Below are 22221 nucleotides of genomic sequence, written 5' to 3' on the forward strand. Positions count from 1 at the left end.
GGGCAGGTCCAGGCGCGAGTACGGGCGCGGGGGCAGGTCCCGGAGCGGGGGCGGGAACAGGTCCGGGCGCTGGAACAAGTCCGGGGTTCGGTGCGGTGCCGGGGTTCGGTGCGGCGCCGGGGGTCGCGGCGAGTGTGGCGTCCGGCGGGGTGTCGGTTCCGGCATCGGGGCGGGCGCCGGGTCCGTCGTCGGCTCTCGGTTTCGCGGGGCGTTGTGCACTGCGGCTCGGCGTCGCGACCGCGCTGGCGCTGCCGCTCCTTGCCCTGCTGACGGAGGTGTCCGTGGACGCCTCGGTGTCGGTCCTCGGTATCGATGCCTTCGGCGCGGGCCTCGACCTGCACGGGCACCTGGGCGCGGCCCTGCTGCTGGGCGCGGTGTGGGGTGCGGGGGCGGGGGCCGCCGGTGCGTTGCTGGCCCGGGTGAGCGGGGCGGCGGGTACGGGCGCGACGCCGTTGGCACTGAGTGCCTTGACGGTGACGGAGGGTGTCGGGGGTCGTGGCGGTGGAGGCGGCGGAGTCGGTGATCCGGCCGCCGCGAGGGCGCTGTGGGCGGGGCCGTACCGGCCGGGCCTGCCGCACCGGCCGCCCAACGCGAGCACGAACCCCTATCTGCGGTGGCAGGACAGGGCCGGGCCCGGACCGCAGGAGGACCAGGAGGACCAGGAGGACCGTGTGGGCCAGGCGGCCGGGGCGGGCCAGGAGCGGGACGCCGCGCCACCGCGCGGGAGTGCTGCCGGGCACGAGCAGGAGAGCGGCGCCGACGGGTGGTACGACGTGTACGGGGCTCCTACGGTCGCGGGACAACCCGGACCCGCACCGGGAACCCCGCGCCGTCCTCCACGACCGGGAGAACGGCCGTCGTCCCGGCCCTGGGGCGAGGTACCCCCGCCACCACCGCCGCCTCCTACCCCGCCTCCCGCACCGCCGCGGAGGCCCGGGGACGGGCAGTGACCGACGGTGGAGAGACCTGACCAAGAGACCTGACGGAGAAGGCCGTGGCCGGACCACCGCGTGCCTGCCCTCCTGTCCGTCAGGCGGACCTCGGCGGCGTCCGGCACCGAGTGCCGGATACGGTGGGAACACCATGAGCGCTACGCAGACCTCTGACGTTCCCACGCTTCTCGTCAAGATCTTCGGCAAGGACCGGCCGGGCATCACGGCCGCCCTGTTCGACACTCTCGCCGCCTACTCCGTCGACGTCGTCGACATCGAGCAGGTCGTCACCCGTGGCCGGATCGTGCTGTGTGCGCTCGTGACCGAGCCGCCCCGCGGTCTGGAGGGCGACCTGCGGGCGACCGTCCACAGCTGGGCCGAGTCGCTGAAGCTGCAGGCGGAGATCATCTCCGGCATCGGCGACAACCGGCCGCGCGGTGTCGGCCGCTCCCTGGTCACGGTGCTCGGGCACCCGCTCACCGCCGAGGCCACGGCGGCCATAGCGGCCCGGATCGCCGAGTCCGGCAGCAACATCGACCGTATCTTCCGGCTGGCGAAGTATCCGGTGACGGCCGTCGAGTTCGCCGTGTCCGGCGCGGAGACCGAGCCTCTGCGGACCGCGCTGGCCACCGAGGCCGCGGCGCTCGGCGTGGACATCGCGGTCGTCGCGGCGGGGCTGCACCGTCGGGCGCAGCGCCTGGTCGTGATGGACGTGGACTCCACCCTGATCCAGGACGAGGTCATCGAGCTGTTCGCCGCGCACGCGGGCTGCGAGGACAAGGTCGCCGAGGTGACGGCGGCCGCGATGCGCGGGGAGCTGGACTTCGAGCAGTCGCTGCACGCGCGCGTGGCGCTGCTGGCGGGGCTGGACGCCTCGGTGGTGGAGAAGGTCCGCGCGGAGGTACGGCTGACGCCGGGCGCCCGCACCCTGATCCGCACCCTGAAGCGGCTCGGCTACCAGGTGGGCGTCGTCTCCGGCGGCTTCACCCAGGTCACCGATGATCTGCAGGAGCGGCTGGGGCTGGACTTCGCCCAGGCCAACACGCTGGAGATCGTCGACGGGCGGCTGACCGGCCGGGTGACCGGGGAGATCGTGGACCGGGCGGGCAAGGCACGGCTGCTGCGCCGGTTCGCCGAGCAGGCGGGCGTGCCGCTCTCGCAGACCGTGGCGATCGGTGACGGCGCCAACGACCTGGACATGCTGAACGCGGCCGGGCTCGGGGTCGCCTTCAACGCGAAACCGGTGGTGCGCGAGGCGGCGCACACCGCGGTGAACGTGCCCTTCCTGGACACGGTCCTCTATCTGCTCGGCATCACCCGCGAGGAGGTCGAGGCCGCCGACACGCTGGACGAGGGTCTCGGCGCGGGAGTCGGTCTGCCGCTCGGCCGGGCCTGACCGGCGATCCGCTGTCATCGGTGATGGGACACTTTGTCCCGGCGACACGCCGGCGTAGACGGCGTGTCGCCCGGGACAAACTGTCCAATCGAGCAGCCAACGCCCGGGCCCGACCAGTCGCTGGCTCCGGTCAGTCCGTCGGCGCCCAGTAGTCGACCAGTGAGGCGCGGCCGGGCTCGACGTCCTTCCAGTCACCCGTGAAGGTCAGGACGGCGAAGGCTGCGGTCGGGAAGCCCCGGCGGCCCATCCGCTCACGGACCTCGTCCTCGGCCGAGCCCGCCAGGATCTCGGCGAGCCCCTCCATACCCGGGTTGTGGCCGATGACCAGCACATTGCGCAGGTCGTCGGGGGTCTCGTTGAGCACGGCGATCAGCTCGCCGGGTGAGGCCTCGTAGATCCGCTCCTCGTAGACGGTTTTCGGCCGGTGCGGGAACTCCTGGACGGCGAGCTTCCAGGTCTCGCGGGTCCGGGTCGACGTGGAGCACAGGGCCTGGTCGAACGGGACACCGGTGTCCGCCAGCCGGCGCCCGGCCTCTGCGGCGTCCTTGCGGCCCCGCTCGGCGAGCGGTCGCTCGTGGTCGGTCACCTGTGGCCAGTCGGCTTTCGCATGCCGGAAAAGGACAATCCTGCGGGGTTCTGCGACGCTCATGGCATCCAGCTTCGCATGAAACAGACCACGGGGCGCAGGGAGTTGACATGCGGATTCACCGCTGTGAGCACTTCCGGGGCCGTCGGCGCGGCCTCAGCGCAGGATCAGCTGCTGCAGTCGCTCCAGGAGGTGGAGGATCGCGGGCTGCTCGGTGGCCGCCTGGGCGTCGGCCGGGTTGAGTATCAGCAGGAGCAGCGTCATGAAGGCGAGGACGGGCAGGGCGAGGGCCCACCAGCGCAGCCGCGTCTCGACGCCGCTCCCGGTCGTCCCGGTCGTCCCGCTCGTCGCGGCCGCCCCGCTCGTCGCAGCGGCCACAGTCGCCCCGGTCGCCCTCGCGGCCCGTGGAGGCCCGGTGTGGGTGGTGACCGCCATGAGTGCCTCCGCTGGTCTTCGAGCTCCCTGGTCCGTGCTCCGCGGTCCGCCTGTCGCGGGCACATCTCGAAGTTACGGAATCCGCGGGCCCCAACCCATCCGGAAGTCCACCCACTTGACCCTGACCCTCACCCCCTAGGGGACGGGGGGTTAACCCCACCCTCGAAAGCGGGAGCGGAGGTCACGGCGAGGCGATCGTCGCGATGATACCGATGATCACGAAGATCACCAGGAAGGAACCGAAGACGATGAGCATCTTCTTCTGGCCGTGCTGCGGGTTCGGGTCGAGGACTGGCATGCGGCAAGTCTCGCATCCGCGCCGACGACCGGGTCCGGCGGGCCGCCACACCGCACGGCCGGGACACCGCCGCGCCGTCCGCCCGGATCAGCGGCCCGCCTCGTCCTCCACCGTGCGGTCGCGCCCCGCCAGGACACCCACCACGATCTGCGGCACCATCAGGGCGCACATCAGCGTGATCGGCAGGCCCCACCCGCCGCTGTGCTGGTAGAGCACGCCCACGAGGAGAGGTCCCGGGATGGAGATCAGGTAGCCGGTGCTCTGTGCGAAGGCGGACAGCTGGGCGACGCCCGCACCGGTCCTGGCCCGCATGCCGACCATGGTCAGCGCGAGCGGGAAGGCGCAGTTGGAGACGCCGAGCAGCAGGGCCCAGGCCCAGGCGCCGCCGACCGGGGCGAAGTACAGACCGGCGTATCCGGCGAGTCCGCACACGCCGAGGACCACGACGATCGGCCCCTGGTGGGGCAGCCGGGTGGCGACGCGCGGGATGACGAAGGCGAGCGGTACGCCCATCACCATGATGACGGCGAGCAGCAGCCCGGCGGTGCCCGCCGAGACGCCGGAGTCCCGGAAGATCTGGGCCATCCACCCCATCGTGATGTAGGCGGCGGTGGCCTGGAGTCCGAAGAAGACGGCCAGCGCCCAGGCCGTGCGGCTGCGCGTGATCCGCAGCGGGGGCTGCTCGGCGGCCGGCGCGGCTCCCTGGCCCCCCGAGGTCCCCGCGGCCCCCTCCTGCGCCGGTGCGGCCGTCGGCGCCTCGCGGTGCCGTACGAACGGGACCCACGGCAGGACGGCCGCCGCCCCCAGCGCGGCCCACACCGCGAGGCCGGGCTGCCAGCCGCCGCCCAGGGCGTTCGTCACGGGCACGGTCGCGGCGGCCGCGACGGAGGTGCCGAAGGCGAGGGCCATCGAGTACAGGCCGGTCATCGAGCCGACCCGGTCGGGGAAGTACCGCTTGACGATGACCGGCATCAGGACGTTGCTGACCGCGATGCCCATCAGCGCGAGGGCGGTGGCCGCCAGGAATCCGGCCGTGCCGCCGGCGTACGGGCGTATCAGCAGGCCCGCGGTGATGGCGACCATGCCGGCGCAGACGACCGCGCCGGGGCCGAAGCGGCGGGCGAGCCGGGGCGCCATGACCCCGAAGACGGCGAAGCAGAGCGGGGGTACGGAGGTGAGGAGTCCGGCGACGCTGCCGCTCATGCCGAGCCCGTCGCGGACCTCCTCCAGGAGGGCGCCCAGGCTGGTGATGGCGGGACGCAGGTTGAACGCGGCCAGGACGATCCCGAGGACGAGCAGGCGGGTCGTCCACGGCGTCCACGCGCGCGCGGAGGGCGCCTTGCCGGGCACTGCACGCGTCGCCGGTGTCGTACGGGTCTCCGACATGTCCGTACGGGTCTCCGTCCGGGTTTCCTCACTAACCATGAGGTCCATCATAGAATCATGGGATGATTGATTGTCCACTCGCGCCCCGCACGTCCGAAGGTGAGCCATGCCACTGAGCCATCCCCGCCGTTCAGCGCTGTCGGAGCAGGTCATCTCGGCGTTGCGGCAGCAGATCGCCTCGGGCGAGTGGCCGGTCGGCTCCCGCATCCCGACCGAGCCCGAGCTGGTCGAACAGCTCGGGGTCGCGCGGAACACGGTCCGCGAGGCGGTCCGCGCGCTGGCCCACAACGGCCTGCTGGACATCCGCCAGGGCTCGGGCACGTACGTCGTGGCGACCAGTGAGCTGGCGGGCGTGATGCAGCGCCGCTTCGCGGAGACCGACCCCCGGCACATCGCGGAGCTGCGTTCCACGCTGGAGTCGGCCGCCGCGCGGTTCGCCGCCGAACGGCGCACGGAGAAGGACCTCAAGCAGCTCGACGCGCTGCTCGTGCGCCGCGAGGAGGCCTTCGAGACGGGCGACACGGAGGCGTTCGTGACGGCGGACGCCAACTTCCACCTGGCCGTCGTGGCCGCCTCGCACAACGACGCGATGACGGCGATGTACGCGGACCTGGACGAGGTGATGCGGGACTGGCTGCGCGGGGACGTCGGCAGTGAGCTGACGCCCGACGCGCACATGGACCACACCCGCCTGGTGGACGCGATCCGCGCGGGGGACGCCGAGACGGCGCGCCGGGAGGCGGCGGACTACCCGTTCCTGTGCCACCCCGGCCGGTTCCGCACGATCGGCTGAGCTGGGCGACACGCCCGGGGCGGAAGACACGCCGGGGAGACATGCCGGGGGCCCGCCCCTCCCCTGGAGGATGCGGGCCCCGCGTAAGCGATCACCGATCGGTGATCAGCGATCCGCGACCGTCGCTCAGGCGCCGATGGCGTGCAGACCGCCGTCGACGTGGATGATCTCGCCCGTGGTCTTGGGGAACCAGTCGCTCAGCAGCGCCACGATGCCGCGGCCGGCCGGCTCCGGGTCCTTCAGGTCCCACTCCAGCGGGGAGCGGCTGTCCCACACGGAGGCGAGGTCGGCGAAGCCCGGGATGGACTTGGCGGCCATGGAGCCGATCGGGCCCGCCGAGACCAGGTTGCAGCGGATCTTCTGCTTGCCCAGGTCACGGGCCATGTAGCGGCTGGTGGCCTCCAGCGCGGCCTTGGCCGGGCCCATCCAGTCGTACTGCGGCCAGGCGTACTGCGCGTCGAAGGTCAGGCCGACGACGGAGCCGCCGTTCTGCATCAGCGGCAGGCAGGCCATGGTCAGCGACTTCAGGGAGTACGCGGAGACGTGCATGGCGGTGGCGACCGACTCGAACGGCGTGTTCAGGAAGTTGCCGCCGAGCGCGTCCTGCGGTGCGAAACCGATGGAGTGCACGACGCCGTCGAGCCCGCCCAGCTCCTCGCCGACCACGTCGGCGAGCCGCCCGAGGTGCTCGTCGTTGGTGACGTCCAGCTCGATGACCTTGGTGGGCTTGGGCAGCTTCTTGGCGATGCGCTCGGTCAGGGTGGGCCGCGGGAAGGCGGTCAGGATGATCTCGGCGCCCTGCTCCTGGGCCAGCTTGGCGGCGTGGAAGGCGATGGAGGACTCCATCAGCACACCGGTGATCAGGACGCGCTTGCCCTCGAGGATTCCGCTCATGGTGATCAGTGACCCATTCCCAGTCCGCCGTCTACGGGGATGACGGCTCCAGTGATGTACGAGGCGTCGTCCGACGCGAGGAACCGCACCGTCGCGGCGATCTCCTCCGACCGCGCGTACCGGCCCAGCGGCACCTGCGCGAGGATCTTGGCCTGCTGCTCCTCGCTCAGCTCCCTGGTCATGTCGGTGTCGACGAAGCCCGGCGCGACGACGTTGAAGGTGAGGTTGCGCGAGCCCAGCTCACGGGCGAGGGAGCGCGCGAAGCCGACCATCGCGGCCTTGGAGGCGGCGTAGTTCGCCTGCCCCGCCGAGCCGAGCAGCCCGACCACGGAGGAGATGAGGACGACGCGGCCCTTCTTGGCGCGCAGCATGCCGCGGTTGGCGCGCTTGACGACGCGGAAGGTGCCGGTGAGGTTGGTCTCCACGACGGACGTGAAGTCCTCCTCCGACATCCGCATGAGGAGCTGGTCCTTGTTGATGCCGGCGTTGGCGATCAGGACCTCGACGGGGCCGTGCGCTTCCTCGATCTCCTTGTAGGCCTGCTCCACCTGCTCGGTGTCGGTGATGTCGCACTTGACGGCCAGGAAGCCCTCCGGCGGCTCACCCGAGCGGTACGTGATCGCGACGTTGTCGCCGGCGTCGGCGAAGGCGCGGGCGATGGCGAGGCCGATGCCCCGGTTTCCTCCGGTGACGAGAACCGAGCGGCTCAACGGATCACCCTTTCCCTAGCGGTCGTACACCCGCCGGAGCGCCCTCGCGGAGGGCACCGACGGCAGGCGGCTTCCTCGAAAACCTATCGGTCCCGGACCTCCCGCAGAGACTCGGGCACCCACAGTGGCTTACGGGGCTGACTGTCGGGTCCCTACAGAACCGCGCGGGGCTTCAGTCCTCCATGCCGGGCGCGTGGGCGGGCAGACCTTCCGCGCGAGCCGTCTCCAGCATTCTGCGGTCGTAGGTCACCAGAGCCGTCAGGTCGTCCCGTAGCGCCAGTGCGCTGGCCACATGGACGGCGTCCATTGTTTTCAGGCGCCCGACCAGCAACGCCGCTCCGTCGCGCACCTCTCGGGTGAGGAGAATTTCGGTGATGCGGACGTCGAGGTCCTCCATCGCCTTGGGAAAGTGCCCCATGAGGTCCAGTGTCCGTACGGTCTCGACGAAGCCGAGGGTGCTGGTGGCGAGCGGCTCCGTGGCCCGCTGCTGAAGGAAGGCGTCCAACGCACCCCAGTGACTGCGCCGGGCCATCCAGGTGACCAACGCCGACGTATCCATGCAGATCAACGGTCGTCTTCCTCGCGCTCGGCCAGGAGCACCGCCAGCGGATCAACGTCCTCCGCCACTTCGTAGTGCGGCATGCTGTGCCGGTCGGCGGCCGTGGCCGACTTCAACTTGATCTTTCCCTGAGCCACCAGATGCGCGTCTGGGGCGGCGCACTCGGCCCACACCGTCTTGCCCGGCCCCGTTCGCCCCTCCACGCCCCAGCGGTCGGCGACCGCCGCCACGAGGAGCAGGCCCCGCCCGTCCTCGGCGTCCTCGTCGGGCCGGCCCGACGTCGCCGGAAGGTCCGGGTGGGTGTCGGACACCTCGACGCGGACGAGCCCCGCGGGCCGGTCGTACGCGAGCCGCAGTTCGAAGTCTCGACCCGGGACACAGCCGTGCACGACCGCGTTGGCGGCGAGTTCCGCCACGACGAGGGCGACGGTGTCGGAGACCGGACCGCCGTAGGGCAGGTGCCACAGGTCGAGCTGGTGGGTGGCGAGTCTGCGGGCGAGGCGGGCGCCCCTGCGCGTGGCGGAGAACCGCTGAGCGAACACACTTACGGTTACGGCCCCTTGGGCCCGTGGCGCTGACATGCGCCCAGCGTTCCGATCCGCCCCCGATCCCCAACAGGCACGATGCCCATACACGCGCGGCTGTATCGGTGCACACTCTGGACTGGGTGGGTAACGCTCCGTGACCCTGGGTGGGTTGGGCGTCGTTGGGCGAGGCGTGAAAAGGCGGGTACGGGAGGTACGCGGCGATGAAGGCGGACAGCGGCAACGCGAACGGTACGGAAACGGAACTCTCCGACAGTCTCAAGACCTTCGGCGCGGTCCTCAAGGCCCTGCGCGAGGAATCCCGCCTGACACAGGAGGAGTTCGCCCTGCGGGTGCAGTACTCGGCGGCCTACGTCGCCAAGATCGAGCAGGGCAAGCGGTTCCCTCCGGGGGACCTGCCGTCAAGGGCGGAGGAAGTACTGGGGCCGGTCGCGGTCAAGGTCCTCACAGCGGCGGCGAGGAGTCTGACGCGAAGGGCGGGGTTGGCTTCGTGGTTCCGGCAGTGGGCCAGCGTCGAGGAGGAAGCGATCTCCCTGTACGCATATGAGTGCCGGGCGGTTCCTGGGCTGTTGCAGCCGGAGGCATACATCCGGGCGATCATGGACCGACGGCTGCCGCCGGTGTCCGAGGAGCATGTCGAACGTCAGGTCACGGCGCGGTTGGATCGTCAGCAGCTCTTTGTCGCCAAGCCGAACACGACGTTCAGCTTCGTCATTGAGCAGGGCGTCCTGGCACGGCGAATGGGCGGGCCTGAGGTCACCAAGCAGGTCATCAACCACCTACTTGATGTGGGCACCCGGCGCAACGTCGAGATCCAGATCATGCCCATCGTCCAGGAGGACCACTGCGGGATCGACGGTCAGTTGTATCTTGCTGAGACGTCTGCTCACCAGTGGATCGGCTACACCGAAGGACAGCGATCCAGCAATCTGATCTCCACGCCCAAGGACGCAAGCGTCTTGCTCCAGCGCTATGGCAGGCTGCGTGCCCAAGCCCTGGACTGCCGGGCTACCGTGAAGCTGCTGGAACAGATGCGAGGAGCGCTATGAGCACCACTGGTGAGCTGAGTTGGTACAAGAGCAGCTACAGCGGCAGCGAAGGCGACAACTGCGTCGAGGTCGCCATGCGCCCCGAAACAGTGCACGTCCGCGACTCCAAGGACAGGAGCATCCGGCCCCTCGCCGTCACCCCCACGGCGTGGGCCGCGTTCACGGCGCTCGCGGCGGGCGTACCCGCGGGCGGCTAAGTTCGGCCTTACATGACACCGGCGGGCGGGCACGGGAGTTGTTCTCGTGCCCGCCCGCGTTTGAAGGGATCCCCACCCGTGCCCCATGATCTCGATCCGTCCTTCACGGCACTCCCCCTGCGCCCCCTCGCCGACGCCGCCCTGGCCCGTGCGCGGGCCCTCGGGGCCGAGCATGCCGACTTCCGGCTGGAGCGGGTGCGCAGCGCCTCCTGGCGGCTCAGGGACGCCCGGCCCGCCGGGTCCTCGGACACCACCGACCTCGGGTACGCGGTGCGGGTGGTGCACGGCGGTACGTGGGGGTTCGCGTCCGGCGTGGATCTGACCCTGGACGCCGCCGCGAAGGTCGCCTCGCAGGCGGTGGCGATGGCGAAGCTGTCGGCGCAGGTGATCAGGGCCGCCGGGTCCGACGAGCGGGTGGAACTCGCGGACGAGCCCGTGCACGCCGACCGGACCTGGATCTCGGCGTACGAAATCGACCCCTTCGCCGTGCCCGACGCGGAGAAGACGGCGCTGCTGGCCGACTGGAGCGCCCGGCTGCTGGCGGCCGACGGGGTCGATCACGTGGACGCCTCGCTGCTCACCGTGCACGAGAACAAGTTCTACGCGGACACCGCCGGGACCTCGACCACGCAGCAGCGGGTACGGCTGCACCCCGTGGTCACCGCCGTGTCCGTGGACGACTCCAGCGGCGAGTTCGACTCCATGCGGACGCTCGCGCCGCCGGTCGGGCGCGGCTGGGAGTACCTGACCGGCACCGGCTGGGACTGGGACGCGGAGCTGGCCGAGATCCCGGAGCTGCTGGCCGGGAAGATGCGGGCGCCGAGCGTCGAGGCGGGGCTGTACGACCTGGTCGTCGACCCGTCGAACCTGTGGCTGACCATCCACGAGTCCATCGGGCACGCCACCGAGCTGGACCGGGCGCTCGGGTACGAGGCCGCGTACGCCGGCACCTCGTTCGCCACCTTCGACCGGCTCGGCACGCTGCGCTACGGCTCCGAGCTGATGAACGTCACCGGCGACCGCACCGCCGAGCACGGGCTGGCGACGATCGGGTACGACGACGAGGGCGTCGCGGGCCAGTCCTGGGACCTGGTGAAGGACGGCACGCTGGTGGGCTACCAGCTGGACCGGCGGATCGCGAAGCTCACCGGGTTCGAGCGGTCCAACGGGTGCGCCTACGCCGACTCCCCCGCGCACGTGCCGGTGCAGCGGATGGCCAACGTGTCGCTGCGGCCGGACCCGGGCGGGCTGTCGACCGAGGACCTGATCGGGAGCGTCGACCGCGGGATCTACGTGGTCGGGGACCGGTCGTGGAGCATCGACATGCAGCGGTACAACTTCCAGTTCACGGGTCAGCGGTTCTTCCGGATCGAGAACGGGCGGCTCGCGGGGCAGTTGCGGGACGTGGCGTACCAGGCGACGACCACCGACTTCTGGGGGTCCATGGCGGCCGTCGGGGGCCCGCAGACGTATGTCCTGGGCGGTGCCTTCAACTGCGGCAAGGCTCAGCCCGGGCAGGTCGCGGCCGTCTCGCACGGCTGTCCGTCCGCCCTCTTCAAGGGTGTCAACATTCTGAACACGACGCAGGAGGCCGGTCGATGAGCGTCCGCAGCAACAAGCCGCACGAGGTCGTCGAGCGGGCGCTGGAGCTGTCGCGGGCGGACGGGTGCGTCGTCATCGCCGACGAGGAGTCCACCGCCAACCTGCGCTGGGCGGGCAACGCGCTCACCACCAACGGTGTCACGCGCGGGCGCACGCTGACGGTGGTCGCCACCGTCGACGGGCGCGAGGGCACGGCGTCCGGCGTGGTGTCGCGCTCTGCCGTGACCCTGGACGAGCTGGAGCCCCTGGTGCGGGCCGCCGAGGCCGCCGCGCGGGGTGCCGGTCCGGCCGAGGACGCGCAGCCGCTGGTGACGGGCGGGGCGGTGGCGCCGGACTTCACGGACGCGCCCGCCGAGACGTCGTCGGCCGTGTTCGCCGACTTCGCGCCCGCGCTCGGCGAGGCGTTCGCACGCGCGCGTGCGGGCGGCCGGGAGCTGTACGGGTTCGCCAACCATGAAATGACGTCGACGTACGTGGGTACGTCGACGGGGCTCAGGCTGCGGCACGACCAGCCGGGCGGGACGCTGGAGCTGAACGCGAAGTCGCCGGACCGGACACGGTCGGCGTGGGCGGGGCGGGCCACGCGGGACTTCAAGGACGTCGACCCGGCGGCCCTCGACGCCGACCTGGCCGTACGGCTGGGGTGGGCCGAGCGGCGGGTGGAGCTGCCGGCGGGGCGGTACGAGACGCTGCTGCCGCCGACCGCCGTCGCCGATTTGCTGATCTACCAGTACTGGTCGTCCTCCGGGCGGGACGCGGTCGAGGGGCGCACGGTGTTCTCGAAGCCGGGCGGCGGCACCCGGGTCGGTGAGCGGCTGGGCGCGCTGCCGCTGACCCTGCGCAGTGACCCGCACGAGCCGGGCCTGGAGAGCGCCCCGTTCGTGGTGGCGCACTCCTCGGGCGGCGACCAGTCGGTGTTCGACAACGGGCTGCCGGTGGCGGCGACGGAGTGGATCCGGGCCGGTGAGCTGCACCGGCTGACGACCACGCGGCACGGCGCCGGGCTGACCGGACTGCCGGTGGCCCCGGCGGTCGGCAACCTCGTCCTGGACGGGGGCGATCCCGGCCGGTCCCTGGAGGAGATGGTCGCGAGCACCGAGCGGGGGCTGCTGCTGACCTGCCTGTGGTACATCCGCGAGGTGGACCCGGCGACGCTGCTGCTGACCGGGCTGACCCGGGACGGCGTCTACCTCGTCGAGCAGGGCGAGGTCGTCGGCGAGGTGAACAACTTCCGGTTCAACGAGTCGCCGGTGGGTCTGCTGGGGCGGGCCACGGAGGCCGGGCGTACGGAGAAGACGCTGCCCAGGGAGTGGGGCGACTGGTTCACCAGGGCCGCGATGCCCGCACTGCGGGTGCCCGATTTCAATATGAGCTCTGTCAGTCAGGGCGTATAACCTCGTACCCGATTACGAGACCGGTCGATACGTCTCGACGCAAGATCACACCAAGGAGACACGAGAACCGTGACGGACATCGTCGACGAGCTGAAGTGGCGCGGGCTGTTCGCCCAGTCCACCGACGAGGACGCATTGCGCAAGGCGCTCGCGGACGGTCCCGTCACGTTCTATTGCGGTTTTGACCCGACCGCGCCGTCCCTGCACGTGGGGCACCTGGTGCAGGTGCTCACGGTGCGCCGGCTCCAGCAGGCCGGGCACCGGCCGCTGGCGCTGGTGGGCGGAGCCACGGGCCAGATCGGCGACCCGCGCCCGACCGCGGAGCGCACGCTGAACTCGCCGGAGACCGTCGCGGGCTGGGTGCAGCGGCTGCGGGAGCAGATCGAGCCGTTCCTGACCTTCGAGGGCGAGAACGCCGCGGTGCTGGTCAACAACCTCGACTGGACCGAGGGCCTGTCGGCGATCGAGTTCCTGCGGGACATCGGCAAGCACTTCCGGGTCAACAAGATGCTGACCAAGGACTCCGTCGCCCGCCGGCTGGAGTCCTCCGAGGGCATCAGCTACACGGAGTTCAGCTACCAGCTGCTCCAGGCGATGGACTTCCTCCAGCTCTACCGCCGTTACGGCTGCACGATGCAGCAGGGCGGCAGCGACCAGTGGGGCAACCTGACGGCGGGCCTGGACCTGCTGCACCGCCTGGAGCCGGACGCGTCGGTCCACGCGTACGCGACGCCGCTGATGACCAAGGCGGACGGCACCAAGTTCGGCAAGACCGAGGGCGGCGCCGTCTGGCTCGACCCGGAGATGACGACCCCGTACGCGTTCTACCAGTTCTGGTTGAACGTGGACGACCGGGACATCTCGACGTACATGCGCATCCTGTCCTTCCGCTCCCGGGAGGAGCTGGAGGAGCTGGAGCGGCAGACCGAGGAGCGTCCGCAGGCCAGGGCGGCGCAGCGGGCGCTCGCGGAGGAGCTGACGACGCTGGTGCACGGCGCCGACCAGACGGCCGCCGTGATCGCCGCGTCCCGGGCCCTGTTCGGGCAGGGCGACCTGACGGAGCTGGACGGGCGGACGCTGGCCGCGGCCCTCTCCGAACTGCCGCACGTGCGGGTCGCCGAGCCCGCCCCGGTCGTCGACCTGTTCGCCGAGGTCGGCCTGGTGGCCAGCAAGTCGGCCGCGCGGCGGACGGTGAAGGAGGGCGGCGCCTACGTGAACAACGTCAAGGTCGCCGCCGAGGACGCCGTCCCCGCCGAGGAGGACCTGCTGCACGGCCGCTGGCTGGTGCTGCGCCGCGGCAAGAAGAACCTGGCGGCGGTGGAGGTCACCGGCGCCTGAGCGACCGGCCGCCCGGCGACTCGGCGGGCCGGGGTGCGGTCGACGGGCTGCGGGGGCGGCTTCCGGTGAACTCTGGTTCCCGGAGCCGCCCCCGCGGGGTTCGCGGTGGTGCCCTCCTCAGGCGCGTTCGCGTCGCTTGTTTCCGCGTACGGCCGTGTAGGCCGCGTCACCGAGACCGACCACGATGATCGCGGCGACCAGCTGGAAGAGGTGCCGCCACCAGTCGATGCCGGACGTCGCGTCGACGCCGGCCGCGCGGGCGATCGCGTTGCCGACGATCGCGCCGATCATGCCGCAGATGGTGGTCAGCCACAGCGGCATGTGCTGCTTGCCGGGGATGATCGCCTTGGCGATCAGGCCGAGCACGAATCCCACGATGATCGCCCACAACCAGCCCATGACTGCCTCCTCGTACGGCTCCAGCGAGCATTGCCGCCAGTCTTCGGCCGTACCGCGTTCGGCGCATGCCGGGCACGGCCGAACGGGGGACGGCTCCTGCGCCGAGGGGCCCGCGCCGGGCGGACGGAACAGGGGGTGACCCGGTCTCGTGAGCGGCGGGGGTGCGGCGTAACGTGGTGAGTTGTCCGGGACCGGAGTCCCCGAGCGGCCGCGGACGGGAGCGGGGCGGGGACGGTCCGACACGGACGGATGGTGGAACCGGATGCGGAAGCAGAGTGCCGGCGGCGTCGAGGTGTTCCGGATCACCGGAGCCCGGACGGGCCTCCAGGAGGACGTGCGCGGGCGGCAGCGCCGGTACATCATCTCGATGTCGATCCGTACGGCGTCGGTGATCCTCGCCGTCTGCCTGTGGAACGTGGAACGGCACGTCGCGATCGTGGCCCTGGTCCTCGGGGCGGCACTGCCCTACATCGCGGTCGTGATCGCCAACGCGGGGCGTGAGAACGCGCCATCGTTGCCGTCGACGTTCGTGACGGCACCGACGCCCCCGATGCTCACGCCGCCGCGCGCCGCGGGTGGTTCGACGGACGCGGAATCCGTACCGGAGAGTGCTGTGTCGGACCCGTCGCCGGGTGCGGCGGGTGGGGCGCGCGGTCGTTCCTGACCGCGGTGCGGGCCGTCGGGCGGGCGTCGATTCCACGCCAGGCCGAAGAAATGCTCAGATGAATCATGTCGTTCCGGTGCCAGGTCGTGGGCGACCCGTGACATACTTCGTACACGCTCCGCATCCCCCGTCGGAGCGACGGACCGACGCCGGGCAGCTCCCCCCGTGGCTGCTCGGCGTCGCCTTGTGCGGACCTTTCCTGTGTGAACCCTGTGAAACCCTGTGTGCGTGGACCCGTGTGGACCCGTGGCCCCGTGGACCCGTACAGACCTGTGAGACGGACCTGTGAGTGACCGAACCGCGCCGGACGCCGCCCCGGAGACCGCCCCCGTCTGCTCCGCCAAGGGCTGCCGTGCCGCCGCCGTCTGGGTGCTGGCGTGGAACAACCCGAAGATCCACACGCCGGAACGCCGCAAGACGTGGATCGCGTGCGAGGAGCACCGGGAGCACCTGTCCCAGTTCCTCGGGGTGCGGGGCTTCCTCAAGGACGTGGTCCCGCTGGCGGACTGGGACACGTCCCCGGAGAACCCCGGCAGGACCTGACTCCGTCCTGACCGTCCGGACCGTCCCGGCCGTCCTAACCCCCGATCGCCGACATCGGGCGGTCCGGCTGCACGAACGTGGGGTCGTCGAGGCCCGCGCCCGCCTTCTTGCCCCACATGGCCAGCCGCCACAGGCGGGCGATCTCCTCGTCGGGGGCGTCGGAGCGCAGGGCGGCCCGCAGGTCGGTCTCCTCGCGGGCGAACAGGCAGGTGCGGACCTGGCCGTCGGCGGTCAGCCGGGTGCGGTCGCAGGCGGCGCAGAACGGGCGGGTGACGGAGGCGATGACGCCGACGCGGTGCGGGCCGCCGTCCACGATCCAGCGCTCGGCGGGGGCGGAGCCGCGCTCCTCGGAGCCCTCGGCGCTCAGCTCGAAGCGGGTACGCAGGGAGGTGAGGATGTCACCCGCGGTGACCATGCCCTCGCGCTTCCAGCCGTGCTGGGCGTCCAGGGGCATCTGCTCGATGAAGCGCAGCTCGTAGTCGTGCTCCACGGCCCAGGCGAGCAGGTCGGGGGCCTCGTCGTCGTTGAGCCCCGGCATCAGGACGCTGTTGACCTTGACCGGGGTGAGACCGGCCTGGCGGGCGGCCTCCAGGCCCTCCAGGACGTCCTTGTGGCGGTCCCGGCGGGTGAGGGTCTTGAAGACGTCGGGGCGCAGGGTGTCCAGCGAGACGTTGACCCGGTCCAGGCCCGCCGCCTTCAGGGCCGTCGCCGTGCGCCTGAGGCCGATGCCGTTGGTGGTGAGGGACATCTGGGGCCGGGGTCCGAGGGCGGCGACGCGCTCGACGATGCCGACCAGGCCGGGGCGCAGCAGCGGCTCCCCGCCGGTGAAGCGGACCTCCTCGATGCCGAGGTGGGTGACCGCGATGTCGATGAGGCGGACGATCTCGTCGTCCGTGAGCAGGTCGGGCTTGGCCAGCCACTGCAGGCCCTCCTCGGGCATGCAGTAGGTGCAGCGCAGATTGCAGCGGTCGGTGAGCGAGACCCTCAGGTCGGTGGCCACTCGGCCGTAGGTGTCGATGAGCACGTGGGCCCCCTCCCTCGACGCGGACCGGCGGAGTGCCTGTCTCCTCCTGCCGCTCCTCCTGAATCTCCTGTACTTGCGAGCCTACGTGACCGCACCGACATCGGCCGTGGCCCGATCCCTACGACGTACGGCGCGGCCCCGTCGTAGGGACCTACGACGGGGCCGCGCGCGGGGTGGGGCCGGGGCGGAGTCACCGGCCCCCGAGCGGGACCAGCGGGCCGGGGTCAGTGGGCTCCGGTGCCGGTCAGGGACCGGACCTCCAGCTCCGCGTACTTCGCCTTGTCGGGCTCCTCCTTCGACAGGACCGTGCCGAGCCAGCCCATCAGGAAGCCGAACGGGATGGAGATGATGCCCGGGTTCTTCAGCGGGAACCAGGCGAAGTCGACGTCGGGGAACATCGCCGTCGGGTCGCCGGAGACCACGGGCGAGAACAGCACCAGGCCGACGGCGACGATCAGACCGCCGTAGATCGACCAGAGCGCGCCCTGGGTGGTGAACCTCTTCCAGAACAGGCTGTAGAGGATCGTCGGCAGGTTGGCGGACGCGGCGACCGCGAAGGCCAGGGCGACCAGGCCGGCCACGTTCAGGTCGCGGGCGAGGGCGCCGAGGGCGATGGAGACGATGCCGATGAAGACGGTCGCCCAGCGGGCCGCCTTCATCTCCTCCTTCTCGGTGGCCTGCCCCTTGCGGATGACGTTGGCGTAGATGTCGTGCGCGAAGGACGAGGACGAGGCGAGTGTGAGACCGGCGACCACGGCGAGGATGGTCGCGAAGGCCACCGCCGAGATCGTGGCGAGCAGGATCGCGCCCCAGGCCGAGTCGACGCCGCCGACGTGCAGGGCGAGCAGGGGCGCGGCCGTGTTGCCGGACGGGTTGGACGCGATGATCTCGTCCTTCCCGACGAGCGCGGCGGCCCCGAAGCCGAGGGCGATGGTCATCAGGTAGAAGACGCCGATGATGCCGATCGCCCAGTTCACGGACTTACGGGCGGCCTTGGCGTTGGGCACCGTGTAGAAGCGGATCAGGATGTGCGGCAGGCCGGCGGTGCCGAGCACCAGGGCGATGCCCAGCGAGATGAAGTCGAGCTTGGTGGTGCCGCTCGCTCCGTACTGGAGGCCGGGCTCCAGGAAGGCGGATCCCGCGCCGCTGTTCTCGGCGGCCTTGCCGAGCAGGTCGGAGATGTTGAAGTCGAACTTCAGCAGCACCAGGAAGGTGATCAGGATGGTGCCGCCGATCAGCAGCACGGCCTTGACCATCTGGACCCAGGTGGTGCCCTTCATGCCGCCGATGGTGACGTACACGATCATCAGGACGCCGACGAGGGCGACGATGAGGATCTTGCCCGCGTCGGAGGTGATGCCGAGCAGCAGCGAGACGAGGACGCCGGCGCCCGCCATCTGGGCCAGCAGGTAGAAGATCGAGACGACGATCGTGGAGGTGCCGGCGGCGGTGCGCACGGGGCGCTGGCGCATGCGGTACGCGAGGACGTCGCCCATCGTGTACCGGCCGGAGTTCCTGAGCGGCTCGGCGACCAGGAGCAGGGCGACCAGCCAGGCGACCAGGAAGCCGATGGAGTAGAGGAAGCCGTCGTAGCCGAAGAGGGCGATGGCGCCGGCGATACCGAGGAAGGACGCCGCCGACATGTAGTCGCCGGAGACGGCGAGGCCGTTCTGGAAGGCGCTGAACTGGCGGCCGCCCGCGTAGAAGTCCGCGGCGTCCTTGGTCTGACGGCCCGCCCAGACGGTGATGAACAGCGTGGCGACGACGAAGACCGAGAAGAGCGTGATGATCAGCGGCCGGTGCTCGCTCGCCTCGTTGGCGGCCAGCTCGGCGGCGAAAACGGTCTGTGCGGGGCTCATGCGCCGCCCTCCATCCGGGACTTGATGGCCTCGGCCTTGGGGTCGAGCTTCGCGGCGGCGTGCCGCGAGTACCACCAGGCGATGAGGAACGTGGTGACGAACTGGGCGATGCCGAAGACGAAGGCCACGTTGATGTTGCCGAACAGCTTGTTGCCCATGAAGCCGCCGGCGTAGTTCGACAGCAGCACGTACAGCAGGTACCAGGCGACGAAGGCGATCGTCAGCGGAAACGCGAAGGAGCGGAAGGAGCGGCGCAGTTCGGCGAACTCAGCGCTCTGCTGCACTTCGGAGAACTCCTCGGCGGAGGGAAGTGGGCGTTCCTCTTTCGAGGGGGGCGGTGCGTCGGTGGCCACGGAGTCTCCTCGTACGACGGACATGACGGCTTGGACCTCGGTGTTCTCGCAGGGAACCGGTCGTGCTCGGACTCCCTGCCCAACGACACGGCGCCCCTCGGGACCCGGTTCAACGTCCGTGGCACTTTCCGAAGTCGTCCCTTGGGGTCATTGCTGGCCAGCGACTTCTGGGGATAGCTTCACCCTGCACGACTACGTCATGTACCTGCCCGCGTCGCATCCCGTCCTGGACAGGTGCCGTTTGCCGGATGATGTGGAGACCCCATGGATCATCTGCGTTCCCGAGCCGTCCGCGCTCCGGACCCGGACTCGCCCTCGCGATGCCGGTCGCACCGGGGGTGAAGGTGTCGCACACGAAGGCGGGAGACGCCCCGCGCGCACCCCTGCCCGCCCCGCAGGCACTCCTGCCCGCCCCGCAGGCACCGATGCCGCCCCGCCACGCGCCGGCAGCACGAGTATCCCGAGTTTCCCCAACGGACTGGAGACATTCCGCATGACCGCACCTCACCCGCGTCACCGCCGTGCCCTCGCGATCCCGGCCGGTATGGCCGTGGCCGCGTCACTGGCGTTCCTGCCGGGCACCCCGGCCGCCGCGGCGCCCGCGGCCCAGGCCGCCCCGTCCGCGGCGACGGACGGGACCCCGCTCAGCTACGTCGTCAACGTCGCCGGCGGGCACCGCCCTTCCGCGACGGTACGGCGCGCGATAGCCAAGGCGGGCGGCACGATCGTCACGTCGTACGACCGGATCGGCGTGGTCGTCGTCCACTCGGCCAACCCCGACTTCGCCAAGACCGTGCGCAAGGTGCGCGGCGTGCAGTCGGCCGGCGCCACCCGCACCGCGCCGCTGCCCTCGGCCGCGACGACGGACACGGGCGCGCCGAAGGTGCTCAGCGGCGAGGAGCTGGCCGCCGCGGAGGCCGCCGGGCAGGCCGCCGAGGGCCAGGACCCGCTGGAGCCGCTGCAGTGGGACCTGCCCGCCATCAAGGCGGACAAGGCGCACGAGAAGTCGCTGGGCAGCAAGAAGGTGACCGTCGCCGTCATCGACACCGGCGTCGACGACACCCACCCGGACCTCGCCCCGAACTTCGACCGCAAGGCGTCCGTCAACTGCGTCGCGGGCAAGCCGGACACCACCGACGGCGCCTGGCGGCCGAGCGCGGAGGAGAGCCCGCACGGCACCCACGTGGCCGGTGAGATAGCCGCCGCCAAGAACGGCGTCGGCATGACCGGCGTGGCGCCCGGGGTGAAGGTCGCCGGCATCAAGGTCTCCAACCCCGACGGCTTCTTCTACACCGAGGCCGTGGTCTGCGGGTTCATGTGGGCGGCCGAGCACGGCGTCGACGTGACGAACAACAGCTATTACACCGACCCGTGGTACTTCAACTGCAAGAACGACCCGGACCAGAAGGCGCTCGTCGAGGCCGTCTCGCGGGCCACGCGGTACGCGGAGAAGAAGGGCGCGGTCAACGTCGCCGCGGCCGGCAACGAGAACTACGACCTCACCTCGGACGAGATCACCGACCCGTCGTCCCCGAACGACGGCACCCCCGGTGACCGCGTGGTCGACCCGTCCGAGTGCCTGGACATCCCGACCCAGCTGCCGGGTGTCGTGACGGTCGCGGCGACCGGCGCGAAGGGCCTCAAGTCGTCCTTCTCGAACTACGGCCGGGGCGTCATCGACATCGCCGCGCCCGGCGGCGACTCGACGGCCTACCAGACGCCGGACGCACCCGCCACCAGCGGTCTGATCCTGGGCACGCTGCCCGGCGGCGAGTACGGCTACATGGCCGGTACGTCGATGGCCTCGCCGCACGTCGCGGGCGTCGCCGCCCTCATCAAGTCGACGCACCCGCACGCCTCCCCGGCCCTGGTCAAGGCCCTGCTGTACGCCCAGGCCGACGCCACCGCGTGCACCGACCCGTACGACATCGACGGCGACGGCAAGGTCGACGCGGTGTGCGAGGGCCCGAAGAACCGCAACGGCTTCTACGGCTGGGGCATGGCGGACGCCCTGGACGCGGTGAGCCGCTGACACCGGTCACGCGCTGAGCACCGCGCGCGTGTGCCGTGTGTGACGTGACGCGTGTGAGGCGGGGGGGGGGGGGGGGCGCGGCCGCCGGGGGCGGGGGGGGGGGGGGGGGCGGGGGGGGGGGGGGGGGGGTGGGGGGGGCGGGGGGGGGGGGGGGGGGGCCCCCCCCCCCCCCCGCCTCGGAACTTGCCCGTTTCGGGGGAGTTGGTGAAGATCCTGGGGTGACGCCGATACAACCCCCGCCCCGGACCGCCGGCACCGGAAGACGCTCACGCTCCTCCGGCACCGGCCGGACCGCGGCCGTGCTCGTGCTGGTGGCGCTGGCCGCGCTGATACCCGTGCTGGGGCCGTCCCCCGCCCTGCACGGCACCGGGGAGGCCGAGGCGCCCGGCACCGGCGGCATCGCGCTGCTGCGCACCGTGCTCTTCGCCGCGCTGAGCGTTCCGCTCGGCGAGCTGTTCGTGAACCGGCTCGCCCGGTCGCTGCCCGGCGCTCCCCCGGACCGGCCCCGCAGTTGGTCCCCGTACGCGGCCGCCGCCGGTTTCCTCGCGGCGCTGGGGCTGGCCTCGGTGGTGGCGACCGGCAACCTCGTGCCGGGCGGCATGGCCGACATCGACGTCGGCGGACTGTACGAGTCCCGGGACGGCAAGCTCGCACTGCTGGAGGTCAACGGTTTCCTCGCCGCCTGGCTGTGCACCGGCTCGCGCCGGCCCGGACTCCAGGTCTGGCCGCTGGCCGCGGTCGTCGTCGCGGAGGCGCTGCGCGCGCACCCCACGACCGAGTACAGCCCGCTGCTGGGCTCCGGTCTGACCCTCGTCCATCTGACGTGCGCCTCGCTGTGGGTGGGCGGCCTGCTGTACGCGCTGCGGGTGCTGCGGCGGTGGCGGGAGGCCGAGGCGGGCCCGGCTCTGCTCGGGCTCTACGCGCGCGTGGCGGCCGTTCTGCTGGCCGCCCTCACGGCGACTGGGGTGGGCAGTTCGCTGCGCCGGATGCCGCCGGGCACGATCCTGGAGCAGCTGACGGACACGGCGTACGGGCGGGTCCTGCTCGCCAAGGTGCTGCTGGTGGCCGCCGTGGCCGTCCTCGCCCTGTGGGCCAGGATCCGGCTGGCCCGCGCGAGCGACCCGCTGTCCGCCTGCTCTCCCGCGCGCGCGGAGGTCGTGGCGCTGGGCGTGGTGGTCGCGGTGTCGGGACTTCTGACGGCCCTTCCGGTGCCGATCCGGTGGTGAACACGGT

General features: G+C 71.5%; 23 protein-coding genes and 1 pseudogene. 12 read left to right on the top strand and 12 right to left on the bottom strand.

All coding sequences use genetic code 11. The features are described from left to right. Nucleotides 1–149: 149 nt before the first annotated feature. Nucleotides 150–950 (top strand): streptophobe family protein, encoded by an 801-nt coding sequence (locus HZS56_RS21275; RefSeq protein ID WP_308408117.1) that lies wholly within the window; start codon nucleotides 150–152, stop codon nucleotides 948–950. 133 nt (nucleotides 951–1083) lie between these two features. Beyond that, complete coding sequence (gene serB, locus HZS56_RS21280; RefSeq protein WP_216722347.1) at nucleotides 1084–2328, top strand: phosphoserine phosphatase SerB; 1245 nt, start codon at nucleotides 1084–1086, stop codon at nucleotides 2326–2328. 130 nt (nucleotides 2329–2458) lie between these two features. Here the strand turns inward: serB and HZS56_RS21285 are convergent, their stop codons facing one another. The 4 genes from HZS56_RS21285 to HZS56_RS21295 form a co-directional block, all read right to left on the bottom strand. Beyond that, a complete protein-coding gene (locus HZS56_RS21285) occupies nucleotides 2459–2977 on the bottom strand; it encodes a SixA phosphatase family protein (RefSeq protein ID WP_216722348.1) in 519 nt (172 codons plus the stop codon). Nucleotides 2978–3070: 93 nt separating this feature from the next. Further along, entirely contained in the window at nucleotides 3071–3349 is a 279-nt protein-coding gene (locus HZS56_RS21290; protein WP_253914623.1) for a hypothetical protein, read from the bottom strand. 181 nt (nucleotides 3350–3530) lie between these two features. Continuing rightward, complete coding sequence (locus HZS56_RS38370; RefSeq protein WP_253914608.1) at nucleotides 3531–3647, bottom strand: SGM_5486 family transporter-associated protein; 117 nt, start codon at nucleotides 3645–3647, stop codon at nucleotides 3531–3533. A gap of 87 nt (nucleotides 3648–3734) precedes the next feature. Next, complete coding sequence (locus HZS56_RS21295) at nucleotides 3735–5084, bottom strand: CynX/NimT family MFS transporter (RefSeq protein ID WP_216722349.1); 1350 nt, start codon at nucleotides 5082–5084, stop codon at nucleotides 3735–3737. A 55-nt stretch (nucleotides 5085–5139) separates the two neighbouring features. On the opposite strand from HZS56_RS21295, the gene HZS56_RS21300 reads away from it, so the two are divergent. Further along, entirely contained in the window at nucleotides 5140–5826 is a 687-nt protein-coding gene (locus tag HZS56_RS21300) for a FadR/GntR family transcriptional regulator (RefSeq protein ID WP_216722350.1), read from the top strand. Nucleotides 5827–5952: 126 nt separating this feature from the next. Here HZS56_RS21300 and fabI read toward each other — a convergent pair whose 3' ends face one another. The 4 genes and pseudogenes from fabI to HZS56_RS21320 form a co-directional block, all read right to left on the bottom strand. Further along, the gene (gene fabI, locus HZS56_RS21305; protein WP_216722351.1) at nucleotides 5953–6720 is read right to left on the bottom strand and encodes an enoyl-ACP reductase FabI; all 768 of its coding nucleotides are present in this window, start codon (nucleotides 6718–6720) and stop codon (nucleotides 5953–5955) included. 5 nt (nucleotides 6721–6725) lie between these two features. Next, nucleotides 6726–7430, bottom strand: a complete 705-nt coding sequence (gene fabG, locus HZS56_RS21310) for a 3-oxoacyl-[acyl-carrier-protein] reductase (protein WP_216722352.1) — start codon at nucleotides 7428–7430, stop codon at nucleotides 6726–6728. Nucleotides 7431–7602: 172 nt separating this feature from the next. Beyond that, nucleotides 7603–7989, bottom strand: a complete 387-nt coding sequence (locus HZS56_RS21315) for a type II toxin-antitoxin system VapC family toxin (protein WP_253914609.1) — start codon at nucleotides 7987–7989, stop codon at nucleotides 7603–7605. Between the two features lie 149 nt (nucleotides 7990–8138). After that, nucleotides 8139–8570, bottom strand: a pseudogene (locus HZS56_RS21320) (ATP-binding protein); the annotation flags it as partial. 167 nt (nucleotides 8571–8737) lie between these two features. Here HZS56_RS21320 and HZS56_RS21325 point away from each other — a divergent pair. The 5 genes from HZS56_RS21325 (at nucleotide 8738) to tyrS (ending at nucleotide 14114) form a co-directional block, all read left to right on the top strand. Then, the gene (locus tag HZS56_RS21325) at nucleotides 8738–9583 is read left to right on the top strand and encodes a helix-turn-helix domain-containing protein (RefSeq protein WP_216722355.1); all 846 of its coding nucleotides are present in this window, start codon (nucleotides 8738–8740) and stop codon (nucleotides 9581–9583) included. Then, nucleotides 9580–9780: a DUF397 domain-containing protein gene (locus HZS56_RS21330; RefSeq protein WP_216722356.1), complete on the top strand. Its 201-nt coding sequence runs from the start codon at nucleotides 9580–9582 to the stop codon at nucleotides 9778–9780. Before HZS56_RS21325 ends, HZS56_RS21330 begins: the two co-directional genes overlap by 4 nt. A gap of 78 nt (nucleotides 9781–9858) precedes the next feature. After that, nucleotides 9859–11382: a TldD/PmbA family protein gene (locus HZS56_RS21335; RefSeq protein ID WP_216722357.1), complete on the top strand. Its 1524-nt coding sequence runs from the start codon at nucleotides 9859–9861 to the stop codon at nucleotides 11380–11382. Further along, entirely contained in the window at nucleotides 11379–12776 is a 1398-nt protein-coding gene (locus HZS56_RS21340; protein ID WP_216722358.1) for a metallopeptidase TldD-related protein, read from the top strand. The genes HZS56_RS21335 and HZS56_RS21340 overlap by 4 nt, the downstream gene beginning before the upstream one ends. A gap of 69 nt (nucleotides 12777–12845) precedes the next feature. After that, nucleotides 12846–14114, top strand: a complete 1269-nt coding sequence (gene tyrS / locus HZS56_RS21345) for a tyrosine--tRNA ligase (RefSeq protein ID WP_216722359.1) — start codon at nucleotides 12846–12848, stop codon at nucleotides 14112–14114. A 117-nt stretch (nucleotides 14115–14231) separates the two neighbouring features. Here tyrS and HZS56_RS21350 read toward each other — a convergent pair whose 3' ends face one another. Beyond that, complete coding sequence (locus HZS56_RS21350) at nucleotides 14232–14513, bottom strand: GlsB/YeaQ/YmgE family stress response membrane protein (RefSeq protein ID WP_216722360.1); 282 nt, start codon at nucleotides 14511–14513, stop codon at nucleotides 14232–14234. A 262-nt stretch (nucleotides 14514–14775) separates the two neighbouring features. Here HZS56_RS21350 and HZS56_RS21355 point away from each other — a divergent pair, with 262 nt between their 5' ends. Beyond that, on the top strand, nucleotides 14776–15177 hold the full coding sequence (locus HZS56_RS21355; protein WP_216722361.1) for a DUF3099 domain-containing protein: 402 nt from the start codon (nucleotides 14776–14778) through the stop codon (nucleotides 15175–15177). 285 nt (nucleotides 15178–15462) lie between these two features. Continuing rightward, on the top strand, nucleotides 15463–15720 hold the full coding sequence (locus HZS56_RS21360) for a hypothetical protein (RefSeq protein WP_216722362.1): 258 nt from the start codon (nucleotides 15463–15465) through the stop codon (nucleotides 15718–15720). Between the two features lie 34 nt (nucleotides 15721–15754). Here the strand turns inward: HZS56_RS21360 and moaA are convergent, their stop codons facing one another. The 3 genes from moaA to HZS56_RS21375 all read right to left on the bottom strand — a co-directional run bounded on the left by moaA (nucleotide 15755) and on the right by HZS56_RS21375 (nucleotide 18956). Next, a complete protein-coding gene (gene moaA, locus HZS56_RS21365) occupies nucleotides 15755–16744 on the bottom strand; it encodes a GTP 3',8-cyclase MoaA (protein ID WP_216722363.1) in 990 nt (329 codons plus the stop codon). A 224-nt stretch (nucleotides 16745–16968) separates the two neighbouring features. Then, nucleotides 16969–18603 carry a monocarboxylic acid transporter gene (locus HZS56_RS21370; protein WP_216722364.1) on the bottom strand — a complete coding sequence of 545 codons (1635 nt, stop codon included), beginning with the start codon at nucleotides 18601–18603 and terminating at the stop codon, nucleotides 16969–16971. After that, nucleotides 18600–18956 carry a DUF485 domain-containing protein gene (locus HZS56_RS21375; RefSeq protein ID WP_216722365.1) on the bottom strand — a complete coding sequence of 119 codons (357 nt, stop codon included), beginning with the start codon at nucleotides 18954–18956 and terminating at the stop codon, nucleotides 18600–18602. Before HZS56_RS21375 ends, HZS56_RS21370 begins: the two co-directional genes overlap by 4 nt. Before the next feature lie 493 nt (nucleotides 18957–19449). Here HZS56_RS21375 and HZS56_RS21380 point away from each other — a divergent pair, with 493 nt between their 5' ends. Further along, the gene (locus HZS56_RS21380) at nucleotides 19450–20988 is read left to right on the top strand and encodes a S8 family peptidase (RefSeq protein WP_216722366.1); all 1539 of its coding nucleotides are present in this window, start codon (nucleotides 19450–19452) and stop codon (nucleotides 20986–20988) included. Between the two features lie 218 nt (nucleotides 20989–21206). Continuing rightward, on the top strand, nucleotides 21207–22214 hold the full coding sequence (locus tag HZS56_RS21385) for a CopD family protein (RefSeq protein ID WP_216722367.1): 1008 nt from the start codon (nucleotides 21207–21209) through the stop codon (nucleotides 22212–22214). Nucleotides 22215–22221 lie beyond the last annotated feature (7 nt).

Source organism: Streptomyces mayonensis, from assembly GCF_018982965.1.
GTDB classification, from domain to species: domain Bacteria; phylum Actinomycetota; class Actinomycetes; order Streptomycetales; family Streptomycetaceae; genus Streptomyces; species Streptomyces mayonensis.